General features: G+C 47.3%; 9 protein-coding genes and 2 pseudogenes. 6 read left to right on the top strand and 5 right to left on the bottom strand.

All coding sequences use genetic code 11. The features are described 5' to 3' along the window. Positions 1 to 183 precede the first annotated feature (183 nt). Positions 184 to 327: pseudogene (locus VL20_RS27940) on the bottom strand (transposase); the annotation flags it as partial. A gap of 168 nt (positions 328 to 495) precedes the next feature. Here VL20_RS27940 and VL20_RS09550 point away from each other — a divergent pair. The 6 genes from VL20_RS09550 to VL20_RS09525 all read left to right on the top strand — a co-directional run bounded on the left by VL20_RS09550 (position 496) and on the right by VL20_RS09525 (position 6,355). Then, positions 496 to 1,710: an RNA-guided endonuclease InsQ/TnpB family protein gene (locus VL20_RS09550; protein WP_052276348.1), complete on the top strand. Its 1,215-nt coding sequence runs from the start codon at positions 496 to 498 to the stop codon at positions 1,708 to 1,710. Positions 1,711 to 1,839: 129 nt separating this feature from the next. Further along, on the top strand, positions 1,840 to 3,708 hold the full coding sequence (locus VL20_RS09545; protein WP_052276347.1) for a cation:proton antiporter: 1,869 nt from the start codon (positions 1,840 to 1,842) through the stop codon (positions 3,706 to 3,708). A 108-nt stretch (positions 3,709 to 3,816) separates the two neighbouring features. Beyond that, positions 3,817 to 4,071: a hypothetical protein gene (locus tag VL20_RS09540; RefSeq protein ID WP_052276346.1), complete on the top strand. Its 255-nt coding sequence runs from the start codon at positions 3,817 to 3,819 to the stop codon at positions 4,069 to 4,071. Then, positions 4,064 to 4,366: a DUF3181 family protein gene (locus tag VL20_RS09535; protein ID WP_004161125.1), complete on the top strand. Its 303-nt coding sequence runs from the start codon at positions 4,064 to 4,066 to the stop codon at positions 4,364 to 4,366. Before VL20_RS09540 ends, VL20_RS09535 begins: the two co-directional genes overlap by 8 nt. An 83-nt stretch (positions 4,367 to 4,449) precedes the next feature. Continuing rightward, positions 4,450 to 5,535, top strand: a complete 1,086-nt coding sequence (gene ald / locus VL20_RS09530; protein ID WP_052276345.1) for an alanine dehydrogenase — start codon at positions 4,450 to 4,452, stop codon at positions 5,533 to 5,535. Between the two features lie 40 nt (positions 5,536 to 5,575). Beyond that, positions 5,576 to 6,355, top strand: coding sequence for an HNH endonuclease (locus tag VL20_RS09525; protein ID WP_052276344.1), 780 nt, complete (start codon positions 5,576 to 5,578; stop codon positions 6,353 to 6,355). 5 nt (positions 6,356 to 6,360) lie between these two features. On the opposite strand, the pseudogene VL20_RS33715 reads toward VL20_RS09525, so the two are convergent. The 4 genes and pseudogenes from VL20_RS33715 to VL20_RS09505 form a co-directional block, all read right to left on the bottom strand. Then, a pseudogene (locus VL20_RS33715) lies at positions 6,361 to 6,462 on the bottom strand (bluetail domain-containing putative surface protein); the annotation flags it as partial. A 20-nt stretch (positions 6,463 to 6,482) separates the two neighbouring features. Beyond that, positions 6,483 to 7,457 carry a DUF4351 domain-containing protein gene (locus VL20_RS09520; RefSeq protein ID WP_002785426.1) on the bottom strand — a complete coding sequence of 325 codons (975 nt, stop codon included), beginning with the start codon at positions 7,455 to 7,457 and terminating at the stop codon, positions 6,483 to 6,485. 554 nt (positions 7,458 to 8,011) lie between these two features. Beyond that, positions 8,012 to 12,442, bottom strand: a complete 4,431-nt coding sequence (locus VL20_RS27935; RefSeq protein ID WP_128575178.1) for an ELWxxDGT repeat protein — start codon at positions 12,440 to 12,442, stop codon at positions 8,012 to 8,014. A 396-nt stretch (positions 12,443 to 12,838) separates the two neighbouring features. Then, the gene (locus VL20_RS09505) at positions 12,839 to 13,810 is read right to left on the bottom strand and encodes an RpnC/YadD family protein (RefSeq protein ID WP_052276343.1); all 972 of its coding nucleotides are present in this window, start codon (positions 13,808 to 13,810) and stop codon (positions 12,839 to 12,841) included. Positions 13,811 to 13,829: the final 19 nt, after the last annotated feature.

Raw genomic sequence — 13,829 nt, 5'->3', positions numbered from 1 at the left:
GCGAGATGAATCGCGACCAGAATAAAACTAACGCGGTAGCGTTTCCACTTTCGGGGAGTTTTGGTTCTCGACGTATTTTTTTAGTTGTTCGACAGTAAGTACCTAGGCAAAATTATTTACACATGACGATCATTGCCCCGTAAGGGTTTTAGCTCGATCGGGCAGGTAATTAATTTTGCATGACTACTTAACGTCGCCACAACTAGCCACGAAATAAGCTCCCGTCCAAAAATAGGGTTTGTTGTCGAAATACTCGGCCGCCAAATACGGAAATTCTTGTCTAATTAAGCGACTACTAACTGTTTTAAGGTTAGCGATTAGTTTGGTCCATGATTGTAATTATAGCGTTTCCTGTTCGCAAGAGATACATTATCGATGGTGAAAAGCTTAATTAGCAAAGGTTAAACTGTGCCACACAGGTGTGAGAACCGCTATAGTTGATATCCTAGGCAGTAAGTGTTATAATTTAACTATACATCACGCTCACGAAAGACAGTGATAACGCTTACCTACCAGTACAAACTAAAGGTAAACAGACAACAGGAACAGGAGATAATCCACATTCTTGATGTTTGCAAAAGCGTTTATAATTACGCTCTTTCAGAACGGAAAGATTGGTTAAACTCTCGAAAGTGTCTTGCGGATCACTGTTCGCTAGTTTCCGAGTACATAATTCCTGCGGATGAACCCTATCCTAATTACTTCGTTCAAGCTAAAAATCTAACGGAAGCTAAAAAAGTTTACCCGATATTAAAGACGGTTAACGCTCAAGTTTTACAGCAAGTCTTAAAAACTTTAGATAAGGCGTTTAACCAGATGAAATCGAAAGGCTTCGGCTTTCCTAGATTTAAGAAAAAGATGCGGAGTTTTGTTTTTCCTGCGCTGTCAAAAAGCTTTCTAGGTGACGAATACTTAAATTTTCCACAATTGGGAAAAATTAGAATCAGGCAATCTAGAGAATACCCGTCTGGGTTCGAGCCTAAACAAGCTCGAATTATCCAAAAAGCGTCGGGATTTTACGTTTCGGTTTCCTTCCAATCTACGGAATTAGTTCCCGATATGACAGTGGGGAAAACCTGTTTAGGAATTGACGCGGGGATTGAGAGTTTTGTTGCTACTTCACGGGGAGATTTAATCAAAGCCCCTCGATTTTTGTTGAAAGTACAGAGTAAGCTTAAATTGCTACAAAGACGCTTGAAACGGAAAACTAAAGGCTCTAGCAATTGGTTAAAACTTCAGGAGAAGATAGCGAGATTACATGAAAAAGTGTCTAATACTCGTAGAGATTGGCACTTTAAGTTAGCTCATTACCTTTGTGATCTTGCTGATAATATCTTTGTCGAAGATATTAACTTCATTTCCTGGTCTAGAGGGATCGTTAGAAAACAATCTCTGGATTCGGGCATCGGTAGTTTTATTAACGAGATACTACCGTTTGTCGCTTGGAAACGGGGGAAATATTATCTTAAGGTCGATAAAAACGGAACTTCCCAGGATTGTCCGAATTGTGGCGCGATTACTGGCAAAAAGTCGTTATCAGAAAGAGTTCACCGGTGTGATTCTTGCGGCCACATTGAACCGAGAGACACGGCATCAGCGAAGGTAATCGAGAACCGAGGAAAAAACGCGGTCGGACTGACCGTGTTAGAAAACGCTCGCGGAGGCGATTTGACGGGGATCGACTGGGTTAAACCAGGTCGATCTAGTTAAAAACCTATGAACCGAGAATCTCCCGCTACACCGCGCGAGCGGTTAGCGGGGGAGAGTCAAAATTAGAATGATTAAACCCCAACCATAACCCCGCCTCGATAACCGATAGCCGATAACCGATCGCTAAACATGGATCCATCTTTCGCCCTTACTCTGCAAATTGTCATCACTGTGGTGGCGGGGATTACAGCCCAAGTCATCGCCGAATACCTGAAAGTTCCCAGTATTGTTTTCCTGCTCATTTTTGGGATTGCTTTAGGGTCCGATGGTTGGGAAATTTTACACCCCCAAAGTCTGGGAATTGGTTTAGAAGTCCTTGTTGCCCTCTCTGTGGCGATTATCCTATTTGAAGGCGGTTTAAGCCTAAGCGGACGGGAATTAGGGCGAGTTTCTGGCAGTTTACGCAACCTTGTCACCCTCGGTACTTCCATCACTCTCATCGGTGGCGGTATGGCAGCCCACTGGTTGGGGGAATTTCCCTGGCCGATCGCATTTCTTTACGCTTCCTTAGTGGTGGTAACTGGTCCGACGGTGATCGGGCCTTTGCTGAAGCAAGTAGCCGTAGATCGACGGGTGGCGACGCTTTTGGAAGGGGAAGGGGTATTAATCGACCCTGTGGGCGCAATTTTAGCCGTAGTGGTGCTAAATACGATTATTGATAGTCATTCCCGCCCCATGGCAATTATCACTGGTTTAACCCTGCGTTTAGGTATCGGGGCGGCGATCGGCATTGTCGGCGGCGGATTGTTAAGTTTTATTATAAAAACTTGCAATTTTCTGACTTTTGAGTTAAAGAATCTCGTGGTTTTAGCGGGAGTCTGGGGGTTATTTGGTTTATCGCAATTTAGCCGCAGTGAATCGGGGTTAATGGCGGTGGTAATGGCGGGAATTGTGCTAAAAGCAGCGGCAGTTCCCGATGAGCGGTTATTAAGACGTTTTAAGGGTCAATTAACCACTCTTTGCGTGTCGGTACTGTTTATTTTACTAGCGGCGGATCTTTCGATCGCCAGTGTCATCGCTTTGGGTTGGGGCAGCGTCCTGACTGTGTTAGTCTTGATGCTGGTGGTACGTCCCCTGAGTGTGGCTCTGTGTACCCTAAAAAGTGACCTAAATTGGCGACATAAGTTATTTATCGCTTGGGTTGCCCCTAGAGGAATCGTTTCTGCTTCCGTAGCTTCTTTATTTGCCATTTTACTCACCCGTGCCGGTATTAATGGCGGTGAAGCGATCAAAGCTTTAGTCTTTTTAACAATTTTAATGACCGTTTTTATTCAGGGATTAACGGCGCGGTGGGTGGCAAAAGGGCTAAAAATCACTTCTTCTGCGGCAACAGGGGCAGTAATCGTCGGTTGTAATCCCCTAGGTCGCTTAATCGGCTGTTTATTCCAAGAACAAGGTGAAAACGTGGTTTTAATCGATACGGATGCTGCGGCCTGTCAGCAAGCAAAACAAGAGGGTTTGACGGTGCTGCAGAGTAGCGCACTTGATACAAAAATACTGCAAGAAGCCGGCATCGAATCCATGGGGACTTTTCTGGTTTTGACTAATAATAGCGAGGTTAATCTGGTTTTAGCCCAAAGAGCCGGGGAGGAATTTCATCCTCCCCGGGTGTTGGCTGCCTTTGCGGGAACCCCTAACCCAGATAAAAATAAGGTTAATCAGGTTTTTCTGCCTAGTTTTTCGGTCAAGGAATGGAATCAGTATTTAGACGATAATCAGATTAAATTGGGTAAAACTATCTTTAAAGCCGATGATTTGAGCGAACAACAAACCAGATTAACTAAATTAATCGAAAATGGCGAACTGCTGCCCCTACTATTGCGCCGCGATAATTCCCTACAGGTAGTCACAGAAAGGGAAGAATGGCGCACAGGAGATGAATTAATCTATATTCTGCGCGATTTACGCCCACAACTGCTTAAACGTCTTTCTGGCACCGTCAGAACCCGTTTATCTTTAGAAATCTTACCCGAAGTGGAAATTGTCACCAGTAGATAAGTAATAGGACAAAATTAACTTCTTGGTGAGGATAGGCACTCTGGCAACTTAACTTAGCTAAAAAAAACGGTACACTGATAACTGATAATTGATAACTGATCACTGCTTATGCCTCCCCGTTGGCCCCGTCAACCCGATCGCAAAAACGATCCCGCTTTCCGACGTTTAGATGATCGCATGAATTTCGCCGTTCATGTAGCGGGTTTTTTAGCGATTAATTCAGGGTTGTGGTTTTTTCATATCATTAAATTTTCCGATTGGACTTGGTTAAATCTGTTCACGGGAATTTGGGCTATCCTATTGGTGGGACATTTGATTTATATAGCGGCGATCGCTGACTACTCGGTAACATCCCATGGCTAACACAACTCAGGACATCGAAAATCTGGCGGCCCAAATCGGGGACAATATCTACATTGACGTGGCTAAATGGCATCTCTATCTCCGGGAAGCACATTTACACAGCGTCGTTGCCGAAAAAGTCTTCCCTTTGCTCGAAAACGACAGTTTAAGTGAGAATGCAGTCATGTCTATCCTGCGGGAGATAAAAGTCACCCTCGGAGGTGGTCATCTGCAAGTTTCCCTAGCGGATTTGTTACCCAGCAAATGTCAGATAGATTTAATCGATTTGCTCGAAGAATACCAAAAAAGTCACTAAAATTCCCCAATAGTATGCCTGATAACTGGCAGACTAGGACTAACAGGCTAAAGTAGTTAGAAATAGTCCCCCAGAAGCAAACCATGGAAATAGGTGTTCCCAAAGAGATTAAAGATCAAGAGTTTCGCGTCGGTTTAAGTCCCAGTAGTGTGCGTGTACTCAATGATCGCGGTCACAGGGTATTTGTGGAAACGGCCGCCGGATTAGGTGCCGGATTCAGCGATGAAGATTACCAAAAAGCCGGGGCCAAAATTGTGGAAAAAGCGGCCCAAGTTTGGGATAAACCGCTAGTTGTCAAGGTAAAAGAGCCGCTTAAGGCAGAATACGGCTTTTTAAACAAGGAGGCTCTCCTTTTCACCTATTTACACCTAGCAGCCGAGCGCTGTTTAACGGAAGCATTAATTGAGTCGGGAACAACTGCGATCGCTTATGAAACGGTCGAGCTTGCCGATGGTCGTTTGCCTCTCTTAACTCCCATGAGTGTTATTGCCGGTCGTCTTTCGGTACAATTTGGGGCCCGCTATCTGGAAAAACAACAGGGAGGTAGGGGAGTTTTACTGGGGGGGTTCCCTGGGGTGAGTCCTGGACAAGTGGTTATCCTTGGCGGTGGTGTGGTGGGTACGGAAGCGGCCAGAATTGCCATCGGTATGGGGGCAAAAGTAACTATTTTAGATATTAACGTCGAGCGCTTGGCCTATTTAGAGACTTTATTCGGTTCGCGGGTAGAATTGCTTTATAGTAGCTCGGCACAATTAGAAAATGTGGTTCCTAGGGCCGATTTATTGATTGGAGCAGTGCTAGTCTTAGGAAAACGAGCGCCGACGCTGGTTTCTCGCTCTTTAGTCGCCAAAATGAACCCTGGTTCCGTAATTGTCGATGTGGCAGTGGACCAAGGCGGCTGCGTGGAAACCCTGCGGGCCACTTCCCACAGTCAACCGACTTACCTGGAGTCGGGAGTAGTACATTATGGAGTGCCTAATATGCCTGGAGCAGTACCCTGGACGGCAACTCAAGCTTTAAATAATAGTACCCTACCCTACGTTATTAAATTAGCCGACCATGGAGTAAAAGCTTTGGATCAAGATGTTTCCCTCGCTAAGGGGTTAAATGTCGCCAATCATCGGTTAATTCATCCAGCAGTGCGCGAAGTTTTTCCCGATTTGATTTGAGCAGTAATTTCAGGGCTGATGGTGGTATTTTCCAAGGGCTATGACTAAGAATTTATGGACAAGGGATGAGCTGCTGATCGCTCTCAATTTATACTATAAATTTCCCTATGGACAATTCCACACCAATAATCCTATTATTATCGAAGTCGCTCAAAAGTTACAGCGAACACCATCGGCCCTGGTGATGAAACTATGTAATTTTGGTTCTCTCGATCCCAGGCATCAATTGCGAGGAGTACAGGGGTTAAAAGGTATCAGTAAAGCTGATCGGCAAATCTGGCAGGAGTTCGAGGATAACTGGACAGAATTAGCCCTAGAAAGTGAGGAAAGATTACAGGTTCTTTTAGGAGTTATCAACGAACAGCAAGAGGATTTTACTAGACTTGATTTTTCGGAAAAGATTAAAACAGAAAACGAGGCAATCAGAAAAGTTAGAATCGGACAAAACTTTTTTAGAAAGACAATTTTAGCATTATATAACTATCGTTGCTGTATTACAGGAAATCCCATTCCGCTGTTACTAACAGCTAGTCATATATTACCCTGGAGTCAATTTCCTGAACAGCGTTTAAACCCTCATAATGGCTTGTGCCTAGCTCGTACTCATGATACTGCTTTCGATCGAGGTTTAATTAGTTTCGATGAGGATTTAAGATTAATTATTGGCCATGAGATCGAAAAAAAGGCTCAGGATCAAGGTAGCGAGACGTTAGCACTAAATTTTATCAACTATCGCGGTAAAACTTTAAATGTTCCCGCTCGCTTTTCACCAGATTTAGATTTTTTAAACTATCATCGCTATCATATATTTCAGGGCTAAAAGTACGATATTGCCGCACCAGCTTGACTAAGCAGGTCAATTTTATCAGTACCAATAGCAAAATCCGTAACTCGGTCTAGGGCTGCGGCAGTGGACTGACTAAACTGGTCGCTTAACAAACCTGAATTTAAAGGGAATCCAAACAGTTATCCAAATCCGCCAAGGATTGAAAATCCAAGAGAGCCTCCCCCAACTGTTCTAATTGCGACGCCGTCAGCCCACGAATCTGGGCCACCACATCCGGACTCAGGGTACCAAATCGTTTTGACAACTGTCGCACAATCAGCAGAGATTCTCCTTCGAGAAGCCCCTCCTGACGACCCTCCTGGCGACCTTCTTGACGACCTTCTTGACGGGCAATACGTTCTACCGATAAGACATAGGGCATGGCTTTATTTTTCTCCAAATTTTGAATGGATGTCCACAGTTGTTTCTCCAAGTCTTGGGGCAACTTCATTAACCAGTCGATAATGCCAAACAAATCAAGAATCCGTTGCTTATCCCAATCCCTCTCATATAGTAATCGAGCCAACTGCCACTTGGCGTCATAGCGCCCTGACGGATTATTGCGGGTTTGTTGGGTTAATAAATGGGCCGCAGTCACCAGGGCAAAAGGGTTGGGATTGTCTAGCAAAGCATTGAGACAGTTGGCGTAGTCAAGAATTTTTACTGTCGCAAATTCAATGCTTGTCCGACTACCAAGCAAGTCGTAGCTGAATCCCTGGGGTCGCCAGCTTGGATTTGTATCTGCTAACACGGCTAAGGTTGCAACCGGGCGACGGTAACGGTCATAAAGCCGATAGTTGTAAATAAACAACCGTTCAGCAAAGGTTCTATTCGGTCGCCCCTGAACCTCCACATGAATATAAACCCATTCCTGCTTGGCCGTGGTCAGGGTCACTTCTACCAAACAGTCCACCCGTCGCCGCCCTAATTCCGCATCTGCCACAATTTGGGCCAGTTCTTGCTCCAGAAACCTATGGGGGAATGTCCAATCAATGGACTCATAAGCCGCCGGAAAGTAAAACGCCAGAAATTCCTGGAAATACCGCACCAGAGCCGTTTTCCAAGGACTATCGTAGTCGTCAGGTGCATTGGTCATCGGAAATTTTGGGTCTGAAACCCCGCCGTTCTAGGTTGGCTTTACGTTAGAATTAAAAGGCCAGTCTCGAAAACCAAGTGGACGGCGCAGCACCTTGAAAACTCGGCTTAGGGGGTTCCGACCAGAAAAGCTTGGCCGGGTAAAAAGTCGCGCGCAACAAGTACAAGAAGCTATAGGCGGTCAACGTACCGTGGGACACACGGAATCGGGCTTCTGAAATGGGGCGAAAGTCTGTGGACTCTGTGTAAGACAGTACATGGTTTTTTAACTGTGGTATGCGACGGTGGTGGAAGCAGAAACTTAAATCGTGAGGTTTAGGAATCGCCGCACTTTTAGGGCGGCGAGGATGTCAAGAACTAAACGTTACTGATTGCACTAATCCCCCTTGAGTTTACGCCATAGTGACCGCCTCCCACTGCGATCGCCATTTCCTTCCCTGTGATCAACTTTGACGCTTACGTTTGAAACTCACACCAATGGCGATCGCCTGTCAGAGCCGATGAGTTGATGACTGGTGAATGGGGGAACTCGATTTAAGAATCCCCCCCATTAATTTAGACAAAGAAACTATTGACCGCAATAGTACCGAGCGCCGGTAAAGTACCCGTTAACCCAGTCAGATTAATCACCAAATCATTAGCACTTTGGAAACCCGCCGTACCGTCGTTGATAATTAGGTAAGTAGAAGAACTATTGTCCCGCACTAAAACAGCACTGTTAGTTCCGAGAGCTTGATTTCCGGCTGTTGCCCCATTAGCATCGGTAAAGACGTTAGTAACAATGGTGTTAATATTGGTCGTGGTGCTGTCTGTTGCCCGGGTAAAAGCGACCGGGGCATTAATGGCCCCACCAGCTTGACTAAGCAGGTCAATTTTATCAGTACCAATAGCAAAATCCGTAACTCGGTCTAGGGCTGCCGAGGTGGACTGACCAAATCGGAAGATGAAGATGTCTGTCCCCGTCTCACCGGTTAAAGTATCGCGTCCAGCAGCACCATTGAGGGTATCGTTACCAGCAGCACCATTGAGGCTATCGTTACCAGCAGCACCATTGAGGTTATTATTGCCACTATTCCCTGTAATCTGGTTATTTAAGCCATTACCCGTGCCATTAAGATTACCAGTACCAGTGAGAAGGAGATTTTCCACGTTGTTGGGAAGAGTATAGAAAATGGAAGCTTGCACGGTATCGGTTCCCTGGTTGAGAGCTTCAATCACCAAATCCCCGGCGTTATTTACCGTATAAGTATCATTTCCGGCTAACCCAGTCATGGCATCCGCTCCAGAAGTACCCACAAGGGTGTCGGGACCAGAAGTACCGATAAAGTCATCATTATTGATGGTTCCCGTGGCAGTAGCGGTGGTAATAGTAGCGCCGTTGGTGGCATTGGAGAGGGTAACGGTAAAGTTTTCGTTCGGTTCTACTGTTGTATCTCCCTGAACGTTAACAGTAATTACTTTACTGCTTTCTCCCGGGGCAAAACTCACGGTTCCTGACGGTAACACGGACCCGACAAAATCAGTGGCATTGGCAGGATTGGTTCCAGTGCCGGTAACTGCCCAGTCAACGTTATTGGTTCCCGTGGTGATAACCGAACGAGTAACGGTGAAAGTAAAGGCTTTACTGCCACTGTTGCCCTCGGTTTGACTGGCATTGGTGGCGGCAATGGCGAGGGTGGGAACTGCGGGACCACTCACGGCCCACAATTCCCGACCGTTCACGCCGTCATCGGCAGTGAAGTACAGGGTGCTGCCCACTACTCTCAGGTTTTGGGGGTCGGAGCTAGAGGAACCGGGGCGGATGTCCCCCACCAGAATCGTGCCGGCCGCCGTGCCGTCGCTTTTCCACAATTCAGTACCGTTTACGCCGTCATCGGCAGTGAAGAACAGGGTATTACCCACCGCCGTTAGATTGCGGGGGTAGTTGCCAGAGAAACCGGAACCGGGGTTGATATTCTTGACCAGAACCGTACCAGCCTCCGTGCCGTCGCTCTTCCACAATTCCTCACCGTTAACGTAGTCATTAGCAGTGAAAAAGAGGGTATTACCCACTGCCGTTAGATTGCGGGGGTTGGAGCTAAAGGAACCGAGTCCGATATCCTTGACCAAAACCGTACCCGCGGCCGTGCCGTCGCTTTTCCACAATTCCCGACCGTTCACGCCGTCATCGGCAGCGAAGAACAGGGTACTGCCCACTGCCGTTAGATTGCGGAGGGGGGAGTAAGAGGAACCGGGAAAAATATCTTTGACCAAAACCGTACCCGCGGCCGTGCCGTCGCTTTTCCACAATTCCCGACCGTTCGCGCCGTTATCCGCAGTGAAAAAGAGGGTGTTGCCTACTGGTGTTAGATAGCGGGGGAAGGAGCTAGAGGAACTGGGGCGGATATTCTTGACCAGAACCGTACCGGCCGCCGTGCCGTCGCTTTTCCACAATTCAGTACCGCTAACGCCGCTGGCACTGAAAAAGAGGGTATTGCCTACTGCCGTTAGATAGCGGGGGTAGGAGCCATAGTCACCGGGGTTGATATCCTTGACCAAAACCGTACCGGCCGCCGTGCCGTCGCTTTTCCACAATTCAGTACCGTTAACGTTGTCAAAGGCCTGGAAGAACAGGGTGTTGCCCACTGCCGTCAGATTGCGGGGGAAGGAGCCTGAAGAACCGGGGAGGATATCTTTGACCAGAACTGTACCGGCCGCCGTGCCGTCGCTCTTCCATAATTCAATACCGTTCACGCTGTCATAGGCCTGGAAGAACAGGGTACTGCCCACCACCGTCAGATTGCTGGGGTAGGAGCCATAGTCACCCGGGTTGATGTCGGCGACCGCAACTGTACCGGCCGCTGTGCCGTCGCTCCTCCACAATTCCTCACCGTTAACGCTGTCATAGGCAGTGAAGAACAGAGTATTGCCCCGGGCCGTCAGATTGCCGGGGTAGGGACCAAAGGAACCGGGGTAGATATCTTTAACTAAAAAAGGAACGGAGTCCTCGTCAATAATGGTCGCGGTTGCCGTAGATGGAGTGCCGAGAGTAGCTCCGTTGGTGGGATTGGAGAGGGTGACGGTAAAGTTTTCGTTCGGTTCTATCGTTGTATCTCCCAGAACGTTAACAGTAATCACCTTACTGCTTTCTCCCGGGGCAAAACTCACTACCCCACTGGGTAACACTCCCCCGACAAAATCGGCAGCGTTAGCGGGAAAAGTGCCGGTGCCGGTAACTGCCCAGTTGACGTTATTGCTTCCGGTGGTGTTATCCGCACGAGTGACGGTGAAGGTAAAGGCCTTGCTGCCACTGTTGCCCTCGGTTTGACTGCTGCTGGTGGCGGCAATGGTGAGGATGGGGATTGCTACATCATCATTTTCGATGGTTCCCGTGGCAGTAGCGGTGGTAATGTTAGCGCCGTTGGTGGGATTGGAGAGGATGACGGTAAAGTTTTCGTTCGGTTCAAATGTGGTATCTCCCAGAACGTTAACGGTAATCACTTTACTGGTTTCTCCCGGGGCAAAACTCACGGTTCCTGACGGTAACACGGACCCGACAAAATCAGTGGCATTGGCAGGATTGCTGCCGCTGCTGGTCACTGCCCAGTCAACGTTATTGCTTCCCGTGGTGATAACCGAACGAGTGACGGTGAAAGTGAAAGCTTTACTGCCACTGTTGCCCTCGGTTTGGTTGGCACTGGTGGCGGCAATAGCGAGGGTGGGAACTGGGAGCGTACTCACGGCCCACAATTCAGCACCGTTAACGCCGTTATCGGCGCTGAAGAACAGGGTACTGCCCACTGCCCTTAGATTGCTGGGGTTGGAGCTAGAGGCACCGGGTCGGGTGTCGGCCACCAAAACCGTACCGGCCGCCGTGCCGTCGCTCCTCCACAATTCCTCACCGTTTACGCCGTCATTGACAGTGAAGAACAGGGTATTACCCACTGCCGTTAGATTGCCGGGGTTGGAGCTAGAGGAACCAGCGCGGATATCTTTGACCAAAACCGTACCGGCCGCCGTGCCGTCGCTTTTCCACAATTCCTTACCGTTCACGCCGTCATCGACGGTGAAGAACAGGGTGCTGCCCACTGCCGTCAGATTTTCCAGGTTGGAGCTAGAGGAACCAGCGCGGATATCTCTGACCAGAACCGTACCTGCGGCCGTGCCGTCGCTTTTCCACAATTCAGTACCGTTCACGCCGTCATTGGCAGTGAAGAACAGGGTAAGGGTGTTGCCCACCGCCGTTAGATTGCTGGGGTTGGAGCCAGAGGAACCAGGCCAGATATCTCTGACCAGAACCGTACCGGCCGCCGTGCCGTCGCTTTTCCACAATTCCTCACCGTTTACGCCGTCAAAAGCAGCGAAGAAGAGGGTGTTGCCCAGCACCGTCAGATTGTAGGGGCGGATATTCTTGACCAGAACCGTGCCGGCCGCCGTGCCGTCGCTCTTCCACAATTCAAAGCCGTCATTGTCGTCACTGGCAGTGAAGAAGAGGGTACTGCCCACTGCCGTTAGATTGCTGGGGGAGGGACCAGATAAACCGGGAAAAATATCTTTGACCAGAACCGTGCCGGCCGCTGTGCCGTCGCTTTTCCACAATTCATAACCGTTCACGCCGTCATTGGCCCGGAAGAAGAGGGTGTTGCCCACTGCCGTTAGATTGCTGGGGGAGGCAGATAAACCGGGAAAAATATCTTTGACCAGAACCGTGCCGGCCGCTGTGCCGTCGCTTTTCCATAATTCCCGACCGTTCACGCCGTCACTGGCAGTGAAGAACAGTGTGTTGCCCACTGCTGTTAGATTGCGGGGGTCGGAGCCAAAGATACTGGGGCGGATATCCTTGACCAAAACCGTACCTGCGGCCGTGCCGTCGCTCCTCCACAATTCCTCACCGTTTACGCCGTCATCGGCAGTGAAGAACAGGGTATTGCCCAGCGCCGTCAGATAGCGGGGGTCAGAACCAGAGGAACCGGGGAGGATATCTTTAACTAAAAAAGGAGTTGACATGATTTTTTCCTGAATAAAGGGTGAAAATTAAACAATTAGGTAGTCGTGCAGAATAAATTTCCTAGTGGAGATAGGCAAGGAGCAAGGGGGGGGTTAGATTTGTGTCATTAATTTTGCTTAGGTACTTAAGCCAACCCACGTTCATCTCTGGTATAGATTAGAATCGATTATTAACATTGATTTTTGCTTATGATTTATTATGGTTTCAGTGGGTATTAATAGAAGTCATGACGTTAACTGCAAAAGATTAATGCGACTATTTTACGCAAAGAATCGCCAATCTTTCAAGGTTTCCATAACATAAATTAACATTGATTACAAGAAACCCGGTTTCTCAAAGACAAGAAACCCGGTTTCTAAATAGGTTCTCAAAGAAACCGGGTTTCTCAAGAAGTTCTAGGATTGGATTTTTGCCAAAGACTGCTTAAATTCTGCGAGAGAATTAGCGGTAGCTGCTAATTTTAGTAGCTCTTCTAAGATAGTAGAGTTAGTCATTTTGCCGATTATCTCTTCAATTTCTGAAGAAATCTCTCCAAACCGCACAGTTAAAACTGTTTTTATGGCATCGCGGCTTTTTTCTAGCACCCCAATTTCCTTACCAATTTCCTTACCGCGTTCTATTCCTCGTAACTCCATATTACTCATTAAAGGCATGGTTCTTTCCTCCTCAAATTGTTTGATTTTACTCTCTAAGCTTGACTGTAATTCAGGGGATAAAGTCATCATATTGTCGATGATTTCAAACAGTTTAATTATCTGTTCTCTCTCGAACTCCTTTTCATATAATCCCCTGATTAACTTCCACTTCCACTGTTCCCGTTGTGGCAGCTTCCCAGTAGTCGCTTTTGTTTTCAGGTGTGCCATGACTATTATAGCAAAGGGATTGCTGCTTGCTTCTAGTTCTGACCAGCTTTCCTCATAGTCCAGTAATTTGACTGTTGGGAATTTCAAACTCACTTCACAACCAGCAATGGTATAATTATAGGAATCTGGTCGCCAATTTACTCGTTCATCTCCTAATATAGCGAGACTGATAACCGGTTTCTGATACAAATCAAAGGCACGATAGTTATAAATATACATCCTCTGGGGGAAATTTTCTTCGTATTGACTTTGAATTTCAATATGAATCAAAATCCAGATTTCTTCTCCCCTGAGTAACCAGACTTTATAGAGTTTGTCAGCGAAACGTTTTTTTGTTTTAGCGGAAGCGGTAATCCGTTTGAGTTCTTTTTCTAGGGATTCGGGAATTTTTGTCCAATCAATCAATTGGTGAACTTCAGGAAAGAAGAAGTATAAAAACGCTTCAAAATACTCGCTTAATGCTTCTTTCCAGGGTTCATCATAATTGGCGGTTGTTGGGTTCATTGGAGAAGAAAATTCCTGA

The organism is Microcystis panniformis FACHB-1757, from assembly GCF_001264245.1.
In the GTDB taxonomy this organism is placed as follows: Bacteria; Cyanobacteriota; Cyanobacteriia; order Cyanobacteriales; family Microcystaceae; genus Microcystis; species Microcystis panniformis.
This window is presented reverse-complemented; position numbering and strand designations above follow the sequence as displayed.

What these genes read in the sequence shown, in the direction of transcription:
- VL20_RS09535 (WP_004161125.1), top strand. Translation starts at nt 4,064, where the DNA reads ATGGCTAACACAACTCAGGACATCGAAAATCTGGCGGCCCAAATCGGG.
- VL20_RS09505 (WP_052276343.1), bottom strand. Translation starts at nt 13,810, where the DNA reads ATGAACCCAACAACCGCCAATTATGATGAACCCTGGAAAGAAGCATTA.
- VL20_RS09540 (WP_052276346.1), top strand. Translation starts at nt 3,817, where the DNA reads ATGCCTCCCCGTTGGCCCCGTCAACCCGATCGCAAAAACGATCCCGCT.
- VL20_RS09525 (WP_052276344.1), top strand. Translation starts at nt 5,576, where the DNA reads ATGACTAAGAATTTATGGACAAGGGATGAGCTGCTGATCGCTCTCAAT.
- VL20_RS09545 (WP_052276347.1), top strand. Translation starts at nt 1,840, where the DNA reads ATGGATCCATCTTTCGCCCTTACTCTGCAAATTGTCATCACTGTGGTG.
- VL20_RS09520 (WP_002785426.1), bottom strand. Translation starts at nt 7,457, where the DNA reads ATGACCAATGCACCTGACGACTACGATAGTCCTTGGAAAACGGCTCTG.
- VL20_RS27935 (WP_128575178.1), bottom strand. Translation starts at nt 12,442, where the DNA reads ATGTCAACTCCTTTTTTAGTTAAAGATATCCTCCCCGGTTCCTCTGGT.
- ald (WP_052276345.1), top strand. Translation starts at nt 4,450, where the DNA reads ATGGAAATAGGTGTTCCCAAAGAGATTAAAGATCAAGAGTTTCGCGTC.